Source organism: Mucilaginibacter arboris, from assembly GCF_009754915.1.
GTDB lineage: Bacteria > Bacteroidota > Bacteroidia > Sphingobacteriales > Sphingobacteriaceae > Mucilaginibacter_A > Mucilaginibacter_A arboris.
In genome coordinates this window covers 97,205-113,321 of sequence record NZ_WPIK01000011.1, presented here as the reverse complement: position 1 = coordinate 113,321, position 16,117 = coordinate 97,205, and the positions used below count along the sequence as shown (strand labels likewise).

At 38.4% G+C, this 16,117-nt stretch carries 13 protein-coding genes; 11 read left to right on the top strand and 2 right to left on the bottom strand.

Annotated features, from left to right (window positions below):
* The first annotated feature begins 28 nt into the window (after nucleotides 1–28).
* Genes GO621_RS13215 through GO621_RS13200 form a run of 4 tightly spaced genes read left to right on the top strand, consistent with a single transcriptional unit; the run spans nucleotide 29 to nucleotide 2,119 of the window.
* Entirely contained in the window at nucleotides 29–337 is a 309-nt protein-coding gene (locus GO621_RS13215; RefSeq protein WP_157567793.1) for a hypothetical protein, read from the top strand.
* 1 nt (nucleotide 338) lies between these two features.
* The gene (locus GO621_RS13210) at nucleotides 339–722 is read left to right on the top strand and encodes a hypothetical protein (RefSeq protein ID WP_157567791.1); all 384 of its coding nucleotides are present in this window, start codon (nucleotides 339–341) and stop codon (nucleotides 720–722) included.
* Between the two features lie 39 nt (nucleotides 723–761).
* On the top strand, nucleotides 762–1,514 hold the full coding sequence (locus tag GO621_RS13205; protein WP_157567788.1) for a PIG-L deacetylase family protein: 753 nt from the start codon (nucleotides 762–764) through the stop codon (nucleotides 1,512–1,514).
* Between the two features lie 11 nt (nucleotides 1,515–1,525).
* The gene (locus tag GO621_RS13200) at nucleotides 1,526–2,119 is read left to right on the top strand and encodes a class I SAM-dependent DNA methyltransferase (protein ID WP_157567786.1); all 594 of its coding nucleotides are present in this window, start codon (nucleotides 1,526–1,528) and stop codon (nucleotides 2,117–2,119) included.
* Here GO621_RS13200 and GO621_RS13195 read toward each other — a convergent pair.
* Nucleotides 2,091–3,290: a glycosyltransferase gene (locus GO621_RS13195; protein WP_157567784.1), complete on the bottom strand. Its 1,200-nt coding sequence runs from the start codon at nucleotides 3,288–3,290 to the stop codon at nucleotides 2,091–2,093. The two genes, GO621_RS13200 and GO621_RS13195, sit on opposite strands and share 29 nt — an antisense overlap.
* A 274-nt stretch (nucleotides 3,291–3,564) precedes the next feature.
* Here GO621_RS13195 and GO621_RS13190 point away from each other — a divergent pair, with 274 nt between their 5' ends.
* From GO621_RS13190 to GO621_RS13165, 6 genes are all read left to right on the top strand, one after another.
* The gene (locus GO621_RS13190) at nucleotides 3,565–7,521 is read left to right on the top strand and encodes a Pls/PosA family non-ribosomal peptide synthetase (RefSeq protein ID WP_157567782.1); all 3,957 of its coding nucleotides are present in this window, start codon (nucleotides 3,565–3,567) and stop codon (nucleotides 7,519–7,521) included.
* Nucleotides 7,522–7,857: 336 nt separating this feature from the next.
* Entirely contained in the window at nucleotides 7,858–8,286 is a 429-nt protein-coding gene (locus GO621_RS13185; protein ID WP_157567780.1) for a DUF3997 domain-containing protein, read from the top strand.
* A gap of 262 nt (nucleotides 8,287–8,548) precedes the next feature.
* A complete protein-coding gene (locus GO621_RS13180; RefSeq protein WP_157567779.1) occupies nucleotides 8,549–8,992 on the top strand; it encodes a DUF6934 family protein in 444 nt (147 codons plus the stop codon).
* 10 nt (nucleotides 8,993–9,002) lie between these two features.
* The gene (locus GO621_RS13175) at nucleotides 9,003–9,161 is read left to right on the top strand and encodes a hypothetical protein (RefSeq protein ID WP_157567777.1); all 159 of its coding nucleotides are present in this window, start codon (nucleotides 9,003–9,005) and stop codon (nucleotides 9,159–9,161) included.
* A gap of 649 nt (nucleotides 9,162–9,810) precedes the next feature.
* Nucleotides 9,811–10,338: a hypothetical protein gene (locus GO621_RS13170; protein WP_157567775.1), complete on the top strand. Its 528-nt coding sequence runs from the start codon at nucleotides 9,811–9,813 to the stop codon at nucleotides 10,336–10,338.
* 215 nt (nucleotides 10,339–10,553) lie between these two features.
* Entirely contained in the window at nucleotides 10,554–10,985 is a 432-nt protein-coding gene (locus GO621_RS13165) for a DUF1810 domain-containing protein (protein ID WP_157567773.1), read from the top strand.
* 209 nt (nucleotides 10,986–11,194) lie between these two features.
* Here GO621_RS13165 and GO621_RS13160 read toward each other — a convergent pair whose 3' ends face one another.
* Nucleotides 11,195–13,771 carry a phosphoenolpyruvate carboxylase gene (locus tag GO621_RS13160; protein ID WP_157567771.1) on the bottom strand — a complete coding sequence of 859 codons (2,577 nt, stop codon included), beginning with the start codon at nucleotides 13,769–13,771 and terminating at the stop codon, nucleotides 11,195–11,197.
* 182 nt (nucleotides 13,772–13,953) lie between these two features.
* On the opposite strand from GO621_RS13160, the gene GO621_RS13155 reads away from it, so the two are divergent.
* Nucleotides 13,954–16,107, top strand: coding sequence for an FUSC family protein (locus tag GO621_RS13155; protein ID WP_232335653.1), 2,154 nt, complete (start codon nucleotides 13,954–13,956; stop codon nucleotides 16,105–16,107).
* The last annotated feature ends 10 nt before the right edge of the window (nucleotides 16,108–16,117 follow it).

The following is a 16,117-nucleotide window of genomic DNA, read 5'->3' as shown; positions in this document are numbered from 1 at the left end:
GGTATAATTTTAGAAACCGGGAATTAGTATGAAACAGGAAATAAAATGTCCGCACTGCCATGAGTGGACTTTATGGCGCGGCCATATAGACGACCGGTGTTTATACTGCGGAGAATTTCTGGAAATAGAAAACTTTACCAGATCAGTAGAAAAAAAAATAAAACAGGAAGTAAGAAAGGAAGAAGATTTTTTATTCGTAAGGCCGGAAGACAGTAAATTTGTTAAAAAATTTAAAACTACTATGCGGCCTATCCGCCAGGTATTTTTCTATTTACAATTGGGTTTTGTGTTTTTCATCAGTCTTTTATTATGGGTAATTGGCATTCTTTCAGCCTGAAATGAAAACCCTGCTTAATCCCTGGTTTGTTGCTTTTTGCCTGATGTGGGGCGTTCTTTATTTTGCCCGCATTACCCATCATCCTATTTTATATTTAAACGGACATTTAGGCGATTTCCTGGCTGTTCCTGTAATTGCCAATTTGGGTTTATGGTTTCAACGGATTTTTATTGCTAAAAGAAGCACGTATGTTTTAAAACCTGGCCATGTTATTTTTATCGTGCTTTATCTTTCCATTGCTTTTGAGTGGTTGCTGCCCACTTATCACCCGGAAATATTTACGGCAGACTGGACTGATGTTTTGCTTTATATAATTGGCGGCTGTTTCTTTTTTAAGTGGATGAACAGACCATTGGAAGCAACCGGTACAAAAGGTTCAGCTTAAATTTCCAAACAAACTATTCATGGTTACTGTATTACGGTTATGGTATCCAAAATTGAACGTAACGAATGGCAGCAGCAGGCAGTTGAGATAACACTTAACGATTTAAAGCATTTCGGTACTACCGTAATTATTGCCCCGCATCCGGATGATGAATCTCTTGGTTGTGGCGGTACAATTGCATTATTGCGGCAATTAGGTTTACCTGTCCATGTTATTTTTGTTAGCGATGGCAGCAGGTCTCACCCTAACTCCAAAAAATATCCGGCAGAACGGTTAAGGCAATTACGGGAAACCGAAGCATTGGATGCTTTGAAAATATTAAATGTTCCGGCAGCCAATGCTTCTTTTATGCGGTTAAAAGATACAGCCGTACCAAATCAAAAAGATCCGGGTTTTGATGCCGCTGTACAACAAATGCTGGCCAGTCTTCGGCAGATAAAACCCGAAACAGTACTGGTAACCTGGGAAAAAGACCTGCATCACGATCATCAGTCTTCCTTTCAAATTTTAAAAAAATCGGTAATACAATTAGAAAAGCAGCCACGTATTTTGCAATATCTGATCTGGATTTGGGAATTAGGTAAGCAGAAAGATTTGCCTGGTAAACAAAGCATTAAGTGGTTTAGGGTTGATATCGAAACAGTTGCAGCTTTGAAAAAAAATGCTGTAGCAGCTCACGTTTCGCAAGTGGGCCGTTTGATTGATGATGACCCGGAAGGTTTTATCCTCTCTCCCGAAATCCTTGCCCATTTTGATTATACTGATGAGCTTTTTATAGAAGCAACGGTTTAAAAATTACTGATATGCCCGAAAACAACAACTCGCTTCCTCCCGATTATTTTAACGAATTTTATAGCCACAGAAGCGACCCGTGGAACTTTGAAAGCAGCCCGTACGAATTAAGTAAATACAAAGCAACGCTTGCTGCTTTACCTCGCGCAGAATATCAGAATGTTTTTGAAATAGGCTGTTCAATAGGTGTATTAACCCAAATGCTGGCACCAAAATGCAAAAAGCTATTAGCAGTAGAACCGGCAGATGTTCCGCTTGAAAAAGCTAAAGAACGGTTAAAAAGCAAACCAAACGTATCTTTCCAAAAGATGTTCGTTCCCCAGGATTTCCCTGAAGATCAGTTTGATTTGATCCTGCTATCCGAAGTTGGCTATTTTTTAAGTTGGGAAGATTTAAAAAAGCTTGCAGATTTAATGACCAACCATTTACAGCCTGGCGGACAATTGCTGCTGGTACATTGGACCCCAGTTGTGCCCGAGTTTCCTTTAACCGGAGACCAGGTACATAATTACTTTATGGATTTATCCTTACAAAAACAGCATCTGAAACATTTACTGCATCAGCGTAAAGAAAAATTCAGGCTCGATTTGTTTGAGAAGATGTAACACCATTAACATTAACAAACGCACGTAATTCCTGGATTGCTTCTGTAATGTGGACTAATTCCCATTTCTTGCCCCATTTTCCCTTGCCAATTTTTTTACGCACCTTTTCCCACAATAAACCAAAATACTGGTTTGCAATTAATTCATTATGCAGCCATTGCGGGTTTACAAGCAAATCTTTGGCAACATTTTCAAACGCTTCCCGGTTATAAAAGCCATGTTTTAAATATTCTTCCCGGCATTGCCGTAATACACGCTTGCTTTTAAATTTAATTAACCAGGCTTTTGGCGGTTCAACTTCCTGCGTATAGCCGTACCTGATGTAGCCCGACCATCTTCTTAACTGCTCAGAAAAACCAACTTTTACCCTTCCGCTCATCCGGGTAGAAGTGTAAGCTTTTACCGCAGGTGTTTTCCTGATGCGTACATCCATGCGTTGCAAAGCCTGATGAAAAGCATTGTCCTCTAAAAAAGGAACTTCCGGCAACCGGCCAACCTGCTCATACACAGCACAAGTTACAGCCATACTGGCGCCAAAATACTGATAATGCCTTGGCCAGGGGTCATGCTCTTCCGGATCGATCAAGGCTTCGGCCCTTGCTAATAAACTTCGGTAAGCCACATCCCTCAAATGGTATAACCTGGCTTTTTTTCGGTTGCTTTGAGTTAAAATCCTGCCGCCTACTGCATCACATCCTTTTGCAATTTCCTGCATGATGTGATAAACCCAGCAGGCATCAACCTGTGTATCGCCATCGGTAGAAGCAATAATTCCTGTACAGTTTCCATAAGTTGTTAAACGGTGATGGGCGGTATCCATTAAAAGCCTTCGTACAAAACCAATGTTAGCTTTTTTTGCAGGAAGGGTAACTTCTGCTATATGTAAAGAAAACTCAGGATATTTTTTCTGATAGTTTTGCGCAATAGTAAACGTTTGGTCGCTGCAATTATTTACCAGCAGTAAAACTTCGTAAATATTCTGGTTTAAAAGTGTCCCGCTGGTGTCGGTTTGCAGCCTTAATGCATCTAACGTTTTACGCAGGTTTTTAGATTCGTTTCGTGCAGGAACAATAACAGAAACCTTTAAAGAACTTGCCGGAAGTGCTGCATGATCAAATATCCGGTTATAGTTAAAAACGTTTTTTGTATTGCCAGTGTATTCTGTTTGCATCTTTGCTTAAAATGTAACCTAATATGATGCTGTTTTTATACCCATAAAAACAGCATAGCACTACAACCAAAATTTATTATAATTGTTGAACCTGTTAAAAATTTAGGTAGATGATGCTTGTCAAAAATATTTTATTTTTAATTGTCAGCCTAATAAATTAGTAGGATTAAGGCTGATTATTTTAATCTAAACTGTGAAAGTAATATAATTCTCATAAAAATAATTCTGATATTCAGCAACAAACTATAGCCTCATTCACCTGTCTCAATATTGTATGTCAACTACTCTTTTAAACCAGGTCAGTATCCTTAAAGGTATTGATCGTCCTGACTTTATCCGTAATGAAACCCTGGCCGATATCTTCCGGCAAACAGCAAAAAAATACAGTGTAAAAACAGCATTAATATTTGGCAATAGTTCTGTTACCTATCAGGAATTAGACCGCTGGAGTGATGCCATAGCCGCTAACCTTGCAGCAAATGGTATTAAACGAGGCGATAAAGTAGGGATTTGGTATAAACGCGGGTTAGAGCTGCATGCTGCTATCATCGGTATAATTAAAGTTGGCGCTGCTTATATTCCGGTTGACCGTGAAATTCCGGCCGAACGTGTAGAAACAATTTTTACCGAAGTGGAAGCATCTGCCTACATCAGCGAAGATTTACTGAACCTGGATTTTGAAAGGTTTGAAGTAAGGGCAAAACCTACAGCAAATGAGGAAATTGTGCTTCCCGAAGGTCCTGAGCCTGATAATCTCGCCTATGTTTTATATACTTCCGGCAGTACGGGTAAACCTAAAGGCATTCCTATTGGCCATAGGCAGATCTGTCATTTGGTACGATCAGAGCAAAGCGTAATCAACATCAGGGAAACTGACCGTGTTTACCAGGGATTTTCTGTTTCTTTTGATATGTGGTGCGAAGAAACCTGGGTAAGTTATTTTGCCGGGGCAACACTTTGGGTAGCTGATAATACTACTTCAAAAGCGATAGACGAACTAAGCGATGTACTAAACAGCGAAAAAATAACAGTATTACATGCTGTGCCCAGTTTGCTGGCTGTTATAGAAGATAATATTCCCTCTTTAAGAATGGTAAATGCCGGCGGGGAAGCTTGTACGGTACAGGTTTTAAACCGTTGGTCAACCCCGAACAGGATATTTTACAACAGTTACGGGCCTACAGAAACTACCGTAAGCGCTACTTTTGCCCCTTTAAAACCCGGTGACCCGATCAGCATCGGCGATCCTCTCCCTAATTATAACCTGGCCGTAGTAGATGAAAAATTAAACCCGCTGCCTTTTGGAGAACGGGGCGAATTGGTTATTTCTGGCCCTGGCGTTGCTGAAGGGTATGTTAATTTGCCGAATTTAACACATGAAAAGTTTGTGCTAAAAACAGCTGCCCTGGAAGAAATGCCAGGCGAAAAGATTTATCGTACCGGTGATGCCGCATTGATTAAAGAAGATGGCAGCATTGAGTTTTTAGGCCGTTTTGACGATCAGATTAAATTGCGCGGCTACCGGATTGAATTGGGGGAAATTGAAACGAAGTTAAGTGGTTTGCAAGATATTTCTGCCGCTGCTGTTGCTGTTAAAAAAGATAGTTCCGGGCAGGACCAATTGGTGGGTTACGTAGTTACCGAAGGAGGAATTGCTATAGAAGAAAACCTGTTGCGGTTAGAACTTGCCAAGGTATTGCCTTCCTATATGGTGCCTGCCATAATTGTTTTACTGCCTGAAATGCCGCGCATGCCAAGCGGAAAAGTAAACCGCAAGGCATTGCCAACGCCAGAATCATTACTGCAAACCATACCAAACGAAGCTGAAGAAACACTGGATTTAAATGCATCGCTTTCAGACCGTTTACTGAATATGCTGCGCGTTACTTTCCCTAATAAAACCATTGATCTATCAATGGATTTTTTTAATGATCTGGGTGGCCATTCCCTCCTTGCTGCCGGATTGGTTTCAAGGTTAAGGCGGGAAGGCGGTATCCCGAAAGCGTCTTTACGGGATATCTATCTGCACCGTCCGCTGGAAAAATTAGTAGAAGTTTGGGGGCAGCAAACACCGGTCGATAAAAAACCAGAGCGCAAATTTCATAAGGTAAACAAAGCACGTTACTATAGCTGCTGGCTGGCACAAACCCTTGCGCTTGGCTTTATCTATTCAATTTTTGCCATACAAATTTTTATTCCGTACCTCGGATATTATTATGTTCAGCAGGCTACAGATAATTTGGGTTATGCTATCGTAACTTCCCTGGTTTTATTTTGCTTCGTTCCTCCCCTGTTTTTCTTAATTTCGATCGGCTCAAAATGGCTGGTTATTGGTAAATTTAAGGAAGGTGATTATCCTTTATGGGGAAGTTATTATTTCCGATGGTGGTTTGTTAAAACCATACAACGTTTGCTAACTGTTCAGTTTTTAAACGGAACACCATTATACCCTGCTTATTTAAAGCTTTTTGGAATGAAAGTAGCTGCCGATGCACAGTTGGGCGATTTTACCTCGGGCGCAGAAGATCTCATCACTATTGGCAATGATGTAAGCATCAGTTCGGGCGTTAACCTTAACAATGTAGTGGTAGAAGACGGATTGTTAAAAATCCGTTCAATTGTTTTGGGTGACCATGCTTATCTCGGCAGCAGTGCAATAGTTGCCGGCGGGGCTGTAATGGAAGCCTGGAGCGAACTGCAGGATTTAAGTTATTTGCAGGAAGGCAAAACCATCCGTTCTGGTGAAGTGTGGCGTGGTAGTCCGGCACAGTTAAAAGAAACCAAAAGCATATCCGATCTGCCACAACCGCTTCCGGTTTCTGCCTGGACTAGAAAAAAATACATGCTGATATTCACACTATCACTGCTGGTGTTTCCTTTTACCATCCTGTTGCCGCTTTTACCTACCATTATTACGCTAAACAGGCTGGATGATGCCGCCCCTGATTATAATTTTACTTACATGGTTGTTGTTCCGTCATTAGCATTGGTTTACATCCTGCTTTTTGCTTTTGAAACGATCGTGCTAACCCGATTACTGCAACGCGGCATTAAACCAGGAACTTACCCTATTTACAGCACTTTTTATTTACGCAAGTGGTTCGCAGACCAATTAATGTCATTAAGCCTCATTGTTTTGCATCCCATTTATGCAACCGTTTATATATCTTCTTTCTTTCGGGCATTAGGTGCTAAAATTGGTAAAAACACAGAAATATCTACTGCCAGCAGTGTTACGCATCCACTGTTAAAAATTGGCAGCGGCGCTTTTATTGCTGATGCCGTTGTTTTAGGCGAATCTGATATCCGCGGACAGCAGTTAATTTTAGATTATACTGAGATTGACAGCGGTACTTTTGTAGGCAACAGTGCTTTAATTCCGCAAGGCACACAGTTGCCAGGCAATATGCTGATCGGCGTTCTGTCTATCCCGCCAGAAAAAAAGGAACTGGAACAAAATCATGCGAAAGACTGGTTTGGCTCTCCTGCCATTGCGCTTCCACGAAGACAGGAAAGCAATCCATTCTCAGAAGAACTAACCGCTAAGCCAAGTTTTTTAAGAAAACTGGCCCGTGGAACTGTTGAATTTATACGGATTGTCCTTCCGGAAACAGCCATCATCATTTTCTCTATTTTCTTTATTGCTTATGGGCATGATTTGATTACCCAGCAACCCTGGTACAAAATTATTTTACTTTTTCCCTTGTACTATTTAGGTTTTATGGGATTGCCTGCTTTTTTTACCACCGTAATTTTGAAATATGTTTTTATCGGCAGGTTTAAGGCGCAGCAAAAACCAATGTGGCACAATAAAGTATGGCGAAGCGAAGCCATCACCACCACTTACGAAGCTTTGTCTGTTCCGTTTTTGCTGGATTACCTGCGCGGAACACCCTGGCTGCCCATTACCATGCGGATTTTAGGTGTAAAAATTTGTAACAGGGTTTGGATGAATACGACCGATATTACCGAATTTGATATGGTTTCTTTGGGCGACGATGTAGCCCTTAACGAAAACTGCGGGCCGCAAACCCATTTATTTGAAGACCGTGTGATGAAAGTTGGAACTGTAAAAATTGGTTCACGCAGTTCTATTGGTGCCGGAACAATTGTGTTATACGATACCGAAATTGGTACAGACTGTAAAATAGACGCTTTATCTTTAGTGATGAAAGGCGAAAGATTAGCGCCCGGAACAGATTGGACAGGCAGCCCGGTACAACCGGTATAGATTTTTATCTGGTAAAAGAAGCATGTGCTTCTTTTACCAGATATTTTTTAGCTGCGGTACTTAAATTTAAAAAAAACCGAAACGATTTTTTTTACATTAAACGTTTCGCATTTTTGTATTGCCACAATACCAACAATACAAAAAAGCGAAGCACGTATTTATATTGTTTAGAGATAAAAATTGTTATAAGATTAATTTTGAAATAATGATCACGGGCTTGATATTTAGAAGATTAACTTTTATAAGCAAGTTGTAATTTTCTATAAAAATAAAAGTACACATTTGTAACCGACGTAACGAAAGGTGCGTATATTTAAGAGTTGCCTGCAATGCTAAATGACTACAACCATTAAAAACATTATTCTACTTTTCTTAATAGTTTGTTGTCTAACAAGTTGTTTATTTGATAGCAGTTCTAATCGTGTTACCGGAAAGTATGAAGTATTATGGATTGATCTTCCAGAAAATCAAATGTTGACTAAAGAAAGCGAATTACATTCTTCAAGTTCTTCGACAATTATTGAACCTTATGTTTTTGCTGTTGGGCATAATGAACATTATATAATTGCAAAACAACATCCGACAAATGGTTTTCAAGGTGGTTATAAAATTAATGTAAACAAGACTAATTATTATATTTTAGACATTTATAGAGAAAAAGACAAAGTTTTTGGACCATTAACACTTAAACAATTTGATAATTTAAGGTCTGAATTGAATATAGAGAATATAGAATTTGATCAAACTTATCCTGATAGTTATTGACAAAAAAGCACTACAGGCAACATTGGTTTGGCAAAAAACTGGCTGACGAATTAAACATCAACTTTTATTTCGCTATTTTGCTTTAGTTTCAGCAGAAGGAACAAAATTTAGCTGGTAAAAGAAGCATCAACATTTGAATATAAATTTAATTTTGGTCTGGGCTGACGGAATTCTATTTCCAGTTCTTCGCCAAGCCTTTTCCGTTGCGTGCTATACTTTCTGACCATCTACAAGCTGACAATAATTGTCTATTTTAGCGATTATGCTTGACGACCGCTATCACGTAGAGACATCACCAGACTTACAAACATTCGAATTTATAAGCCTTGGGCCAAAAGGTAGTGTTACAAAAGTTGTTCGCTATTCAGAAATTAATATTAAAGGTTTTTACAACCTTGGTTTTGGTGACAAAGACCCGATAACAGATTACATCAGCGACCTAACCGTGACTAACAACAGCGATAGTCAAAAAGTATTAGCAACTGTAACAGCAACACTATATGCTTTTATGGATGGTCATCCTGGTGCAACAGTTATCGCTACTGGCAGTACAGAAGCACGGACAAGGCTTTACCGTATGGGCATTACCAATAATCTGGCAAACATTGAAAAAGACTTTATTATACTTGGACTGACGGAAACGGACTGGGAACTATTTCGAAAAAATGCAACCTATGGTGCATTTTTAGTACGCAGAAAAGTGTAAATTTGTAAACATGAAAACAAAGAAAGCAAAGACCGAAAAGAAAGAACTTCCCAAAGACTTTAAGGTAAACTCATCTTTGGCGGACAAATATGCCGACCAGCCGTTGTTTAAAGACAAGGTTGACAGGGCAAACTATATTCTTAAAACAATAGGGCTTCCCAAGGTCTAACGGGCAACAAACAGTACAGCACACAACATTGGTTTGGCAAAAAACTGGCGGACGGAATAAACATCAACTTTTATTTCGCTATTTTGCTTCAGTATCGGCCGAAGGAACTTTTTTTAGCTGATAAAAAAAGCATCAACATTTGAACATTAATTTAACTTTGGTTCGGGCGGACGGATTTCTATTTCCAGTTCTTCGCCAAGCCCTTTCCGTTATGCGCAATTTGTGTTTTCGCCAGAGAAAGTTTGCTAAAGATTTTTTTGTCCCAAAAAATCAAAAACACAAAAAGTGGCTAACATGGGTTTGGCAAAAAACTGTCTGACAGTTTACAATTTAGCTTTTGTTTTGCTATTTAGCTTCAGTTTCTGCTGAAGGAACAGAAATTTAGCTGGTAAAAGAAGCATCAGCATTTGAACATTAATTTAACTTTGGTTTTTGGGCTGAAGGATTTCTATTTCCAGTTCTTTGCCAAGCCTTTTCCGTTATGGGTAATTAGCCGACCAAGCGCCGAAACTTCTAACTTAAAAGTAAACTTCGGCTAAACAACCGCTGACGGAAGTTCTATTTAGATAAACTTCAATGTTGCTTTTTATGTTGTTAAAATTAAAGTGCCAGTTTTTATTGATGAAAATTGGGTTAGTAAAATAAAACCATGCACAATTTTGATGAATTAGTCTACAGAGGCACAGTATTTACATTAAACACATTGGAAGATGTTAATTCCAAGGTTATAGAAGAACTTCAAGTAAGTGCATCAACTATTGCTGTAAAAAATATTCAAATGATTCAATTACAAAAAGCAATCTTAGCGATTGGAATGTTTTCGTTATTCGACTCAATATTGCAAGAAGGATTATCATGTCGTAATGGATTTGAAGAGGCAAAAAATATACTTGTTCAAAAGGGAAAAGTTGAACTTCAAAATCATTTCAATAACTTTATTTGTGCTATTAATGTATTAAAACACGGCCGAGGAAGAAGTTATGATACATTAGTTTCAAAATCTGAATCATTGCCTTTCAAAATAAAATTGCCGGGAGAAAATTTCTTTGATGAAGGCGATGTTTCAGAAATTTCTACTTTAATTGAGGTAGATGATAAATTTGTTTTGAACTGCGCTGAGTTGATTGAGCATGTTTCCAAAGAGATAAGAATGGAGATTCCAGATTATTTCTTATAGAACCACTTTTAGTTTTTACAAAGTCCATGAAATTAAATATCGTTAATTAACTACCCATAACATTGGTTTGGCAAAAACTGGCAGACAAAAATTATTGAACTTTGATTTTTCTATTTTGCTTCAGTTCAAGCAGAAGGATCAGAATTTAGCTGGTAAAAGAAGCAAAAATAAACGATAGCTTTATGTAGATACTTGTAACATACAAAAAACAAAACATGGCCAAAGAGAACGATTTGAAAAGATTCATAGATGCACAACATTCCGATTATCAAACGGCTTTAGCAGAAGTTAAAAGTGGTAGAAAACGCAGCCATTGGATGTGGTATATTTTCCCGCAAATTCAAGGTTTAGGTTTTAGTGAAACTTCAAAATTTTATGCAATAAAAGACGTGCATGAAGCAGAAGGGTTTTTAAAACATCCAACTTTAGGGAGCCGGCTGATTGCTATTTGTAACGAATTGCTTAAACTTGGACCTACCGATGCAAACAAAATATTTGGCAGCCCGGATGATATGAAATTAAAATCATCTATGACTTTATTTGCTGCCCTGCCTAACACCAATCCTGTATTTCAATTGGTGTTAGAAAAATTTTTTAAGGGAACAAAAGACCAGAAAACTTTAGGGATAATTGATAAACAATTATAACCTTTTTAATCCTAAATAATTTGTAGTTAGTTACTTTTGATAAAATTGTTCCTCGTTCAGCCTAAGCAAATATTATCATTTCAAATTATAATCTTAGCAAAAAGAGAGAAATCTTCTTCAAAGAACACGATCAGATTTCTTTAAAAAGGTTTCTCTCTTTGTTAAAACCGATACTAATTTTACCTGCATAAAAGAAGCATCAAATCCAATTATGCCAGATTTCTTCCGGCATTTACAATACCGTAAACGGTACGGATAATTAACTTGTTATATAAATTAGTTGTTTCCTGGTTGAGTTCCGGCGAATTTAATTGCTGCAAAGCATAATGCTGAATAACAACCAACGGTAGTATAATTTTTTCGCGCAGGGCGATAGATTGTCTTTCTACCGGCGATTCTTCCATCAAAACTTTGGTGTCAGAAAGTTTTAAAAGTAAAGAACTTGTTAATTCATATTCATTTTTTAGCATCGTCCAGAAAGCACCATAAACAGGATCATTGGCTAAAGTTGCCGTTATGTTAAAATTGGATTTAGACATAGACATCATACAATTATCAATAATTGTCTTGAAAAAGCTGGATTGCCGGTACAGGTTTTTCAAATCTTCCCATTTGCCTTCCTGTTCCATTTTTTTCAATGCTGCCCCTACACCATAAAAACCAGGAATGTTTTGTTTTAACTGGCTCCAGGCAGTTACAAAGCTAATGGCGCGCAAATCTTCCAGTTTTAGTTCTGCGCCTGAGTTTCTTTTTACCGGCCTGCTGCTGATATTAATTTCTGATAGCAATTTGAGCGGGCTTAAATGTTCCAGATACGGCAGGAACAAGGGGTTTCCGCGCAGCTCCATAAAGTAACGGTAGCTTTCATCGGCCATATTTTGAATCAATTCGCGGCCATTTTCATCAATTGTATCTCCGTTTTCCTGGTTTAAGGCTGATACAATTCCGGCGTTAATTAATTGTTCCATATTAAACCTGGCGCTGTCAACAGAGCCATACTGCGTACTGATAGTTTGTCCCTGTATGGTTAACTGGATGTAATCGTTAGCAATTTCATGGCCCATAGAAGCATAAAAACGATGTGTTTTGCCGCCGCCGCGTGCCGGAGGGCCGCCACGGCCATCAAAAAAAGCAAGGTCAATATCGTATTTCCTGGACATCGCCGTTAACTCTACTTTTGCTTTGTAGATAGACCAGTTGGCCATTAAATAACCGCCATCTTTCGTACTATCTGAAAAACCAAGCATGATGGTTTGCCTGTTGTTTCTTTTTTTGAGATGAGCCGTATAAAATGGATTAGTATAAAGTTTTTCCATAATTCCGGCTGCTTCCTGCAGATCGTTTACTGTTTCAAAAAGCGGAACAAAATCAATCGTTAAACTGTCGGCTTTCCAACCGCTCCATAAAAACAGGTTGACCAGTTGCAAAATATCAGATGCCTGTTGGCAATTGCTGATGATGAAACGATGACATGCTTTTTCGCCGTTCATTTCCTGTATTTCGCGCATGTAACGAATGGTATCCAACGTATCCTTCACCATATCATCAGCCAGGTCCGGACTGTAAAAATCTGCTTCTACAAAACGGATATTCTTTAATTTTTCTTCCTCGGTCTGGTCATAATAATCTTTTGGAAAACGGTGCCTGATCGGTGATTCCCTTAAACAATACTGGTGCGTTTTGCGCAAAATCCTGCTGTCCTGGCGTATATCCAGCGTAGCGAAATAATTACCGAAAATTTTTACTTTACGGATCAGGTCATCCACCAAATTACTAAACAAGCCATCATGCTCTTTTTGCAGCACTTTTTTAATAGCTTCCAGATTTTCTAATATTATAGCCTGTTGGTTTTTTGAATGCAGTTCTACAGGCCGGGTTTCCTTATTAAGCTGCTTATCCAATTCGGCCATATATTGTTCTACGCCACGAAACGTAAGCCTTTTGCGTAATTCCTTGTAATCGCGGGCATAACACCGGTAAATTACTTTTCGCAATAATTCGGTTACTGCCTGTGTAGCTTGCAGGTTTACATTTGGGTTTCCATCGCGGTCGCCACCGGGCCAAAAACCTAATTCTAACGTCTGGTGCTCTTCTTCCGCTAAAAAATCAAACTCGGTGTCTAACTTTTCTTTAATTGAAGAAGCAGACTGGTAAAATACGTTTTCTAAAAACCAGGCCAAAGAAACTGCCTCGTCAACCGGCGTTGGTTTTTCTTTGTTTAAAAAAGGCGTTTTCCCTAATTGCTGTAGCAGTAAATAAATCTGGTTAATGTTATTTACTTTTAATGCTTCGGTTAATTCGGTAATAATCCCCAAAACACTTCCCGGATAAAATTGAGTTGGATGCGCGGTTAAAACCAAACGCAATGAAAACTTTTGCAAAGCCGCCCGAACTTTTGCATGCGTATCCGGCTGGTTAATTACTTGTTGTAACAAAACCTGCATCGAACTGCTATCGTCACCGGTTTCTAATTTTGAAAATGCAGAATCTTCAATCGCATCAAATAATACTACCTGGCGTTCAATATATTGTATAAAACGAAACAGGAGATGGAAACGGTCTGCATCTTTTATATATTGCTGGTATTTATTAAAAAAGCTTTCAATAATTTCTACCGGAGATAATTTTTTACTGATGCCTTCTTCTACATGCGATTTAAAAAAAGGCAACAAAGTACCTGTGTACTTTACCTGGTAGAACGGAAGTGTTAAAAATAAGCTGTTATATAAGTCAAACCGGGTAACTACTTCATTATTAAATACAAATTCTTTCTGACTGAGTTTCATATTATATTGGTAACATTATCTTCGGCAAATTAAAGATTTAATAAGTTTAAAGTGTATTTTCTATCATTTTTTTATTGGTAAAAGAAGTATCAACTAAATTGAAATTTCTTAAATACTTTTACTGGCACTAATTTCAAAACATAAAAAGCAAACTTTTTTCTGAATTTACTTATATTGTTACTATGCTGCAGCTATCTACCAGAAAAATTTCAAGCTTCTTTTACAGTCAGTATTTTTCGGATGGCTTGCGTATTACGTTAGGCGTATTAATTCCGGTGCTTTTGTTTAATGGTTTTAACCAACTTGCCGACGGCGTTAGTTTCGCTTTAGGCGCTTTATGTGTAAGTGTGGTAGATTCGCCAGGCCCGGCTATTCAAAAGCGCAACAGCATGATTGTTTGCTGTTTGCTCATACTGCTGGTATCGCTGCTTACTGGTTTTATACAACATAATCCGTTTTTTCTGGGGATCGAAATCGTGCTCCTTGCCTTTTTCTTTTCGATGTTTGCAGTTTACGGCAATCGCGCATCTTCTATCGGAACTTGTGCTCTCCTGATCATGATTTTTATGATTGAAAAGCGCATGCAACCGCAAGAAGTCGTTACTTCCAGCCTGTTGATTTTTGCCGGAGGAATTTGGTACACGATATTCAGTTTAACCTTTTTTCGGATCAGGCCATATCGCGCTGCACAACAAGCGTTAGGAGAATGTATAAGTGAAGTAGCAAAATATTTAAGGTTGAAGGCAGATTTTTATGCTGAGAAAACTAACATTGATGAGGACTACAAAAATCTGGTTTCGCAGCAAATTAATGTTAGCCAGCATCAGGATGCTGTACGGGAACTGTTATTTAAAACGCGCGCAATTGTAAAAGAATCAACGCATACCAGCCGAATGCTGATTCTAACATTTGTAGATCTGGTAGATCTTTTCGACCAGATTACTTATACACATTATGATTATGAAAACCTGCGAAAATCTTTTTTAGAAACAGGTGTACTGGAGGAAATATCAAAGCTTATCCATAAAATGGCAGAGGAAATGGAACAGATAGGTTTTGCTGTTCAATCCAACAAAAAGCATAAACGCACTAATATCCACAATTCGGAACTGGAACAATTAAAAAGCCATATCGACCAAATTGGAGCTGAAGATCAGCAAAAAAGCACTTTATTTTTAAAGAAAATCCTGGTAAACATCCGGAACATTAACCAGCAATTGGTTGATATGGCAAGTTATACGAATGAAGTTCCAAAAACTGCGGAAAAAGCTTCAAACCTTGAATTTTCCCGGTTTGTAACCCATCAGGATTATGCGCCGCGATTGTTTTTCGAGAACCTGACTTTTAAATCTGCCTCTTTTAAACATGCTTTGCGTGTTGCAATTGTTTGCGGCATTGGTTTTACCCTGGCAAAAACAGTAGCAACAGGCCATCACAGTTACTGGATTTTGCTAACCATTATCGTAATCCTGAAACCAGGGTTCAGCCTTACCAAACAACGTAATTTTCAAAGGCTTATCGGCACTTTGGCCGGCGGATTAATAGGCGTTTTGATACTGCTTTTTATTCCGGATAAAACCATCCAGTTTTTTATCATGCTGTTTTTAATGCTGTTTACCTACAGTTTCTTAAGGCTGAATTATGTTGTAAGCGTAATTTTTATGACACCTTATGTGCTGATTGTTTTTGGTTTTTTGGGTGTTGATTTGATCCATACTGTTGAAGAACGTGTTTTGGATACTGTTATCGGTTCTGCACTTGCTTTTTCTTCCATTTTTATTCTTTTTCCAAGTTGGGAATCCGATCAGTTGCATGGAAATTTAATTAAAGTTTTAATCAGCAATCAGGCTTATCTTAAAACCATAACAGAACGATTGTGCGGAGCACCTTTTAACGCGGTAGAATATAAATTAGCACGCAAAGATGTTTATGTAGAATCAGGAAACTTATCAGCTACTTTCGAGCGGATGATATCTGAACCGAAAAGCAAGCAAAAGCATATCAAAGATCTCCATAAATTTGTGGTGCTTAATCACATGTTGTCTTCTGCCATTGCTGCTATTGCCGCAAATTTACCTGATAAAAACAGCAATAATCTTCAAGTTTCTTTAAAAATGGCTCGCCATGCACAAATTATTTTAAGGGAAACAGTAAAAAAATTAGGCCCGTTAACAGAAACTGATGCAAAAATATTTTCTTCAGAAACAGAAGCAAATCCAGTTGAAAATAGTAGCGATAACGAACAAGCAGATGGTTCCTTTCTGGAAGATCAGTTACGGTTTATCCTGAAAATCTGTGTCGATATTGGCAAAGTTACAGATGTTATTCTTTCCTGATCAATGCTTC

Coding starts and splice junctions, on each gene's coding strand:
- GO621_RS13175 (WP_157567777.1), top strand. CDS start 9,003: ATGAAAACAAAGAAAGCAAAGACCGAAAAGAAAGAACTTCCCAAAGAC.
- GO621_RS13195 (WP_157567784.1), bottom strand. CDS start 3,290: ATGCAAACAGAATACACTGGCAATACAAAAAACGTTTTTAACTATAAC.
- GO621_RS13155 (WP_232335653.1), top strand. CDS start 13,954: ATGCTGCAGCTATCTACCAGAAAAATTTCAAGCTTCTTTTACAGTCAG.
- GO621_RS13160 (WP_157567771.1), bottom strand. CDS start 13,771: ATGAAACTCAGTCAGAAAGAATTTGTATTTAATAATGAAGTAGTTACC.
- GO621_RS13180 (WP_157567779.1), top strand. CDS start 8,549: ATGCTTGACGACCGCTATCACGTAGAGACATCACCAGACTTACAAACA.
- GO621_RS13210 (WP_157567791.1), top strand. CDS start 339: ATGAAAACCCTGCTTAATCCCTGGTTTGTTGCTTTTTGCCTGATGTGG.
- GO621_RS13185 (WP_157567780.1), top strand. CDS start 7,858: ATGACTACAACCATTAAAAACATTATTCTACTTTTCTTAATAGTTTGT.
- GO621_RS13190 (WP_157567782.1), top strand. CDS start 3,565: ATGTCAACTACTCTTTTAAACCAGGTCAGTATCCTTAAAGGTATTGAT.
- GO621_RS13205 (WP_157567788.1), top strand. CDS start 762: ATGGTATCCAAAATTGAACGTAACGAATGGCAGCAGCAGGCAGTTGAG.
- GO621_RS13165 (WP_157567773.1), top strand. CDS start 10,554: ATGGCCAAAGAGAACGATTTGAAAAGATTCATAGATGCACAACATTCC.
- GO621_RS13215 (WP_157567793.1), top strand. CDS start 29: ATGAAACAGGAAATAAAATGTCCGCACTGCCATGAGTGGACTTTATGG.
- GO621_RS13170 (WP_157567775.1), top strand. CDS start 9,811: ATGCACAATTTTGATGAATTAGTCTACAGAGGCACAGTATTTACATTA.
- GO621_RS13200 (WP_157567786.1), top strand. CDS start 1,526: ATGCCCGAAAACAACAACTCGCTTCCTCCCGATTATTTTAACGAATTT.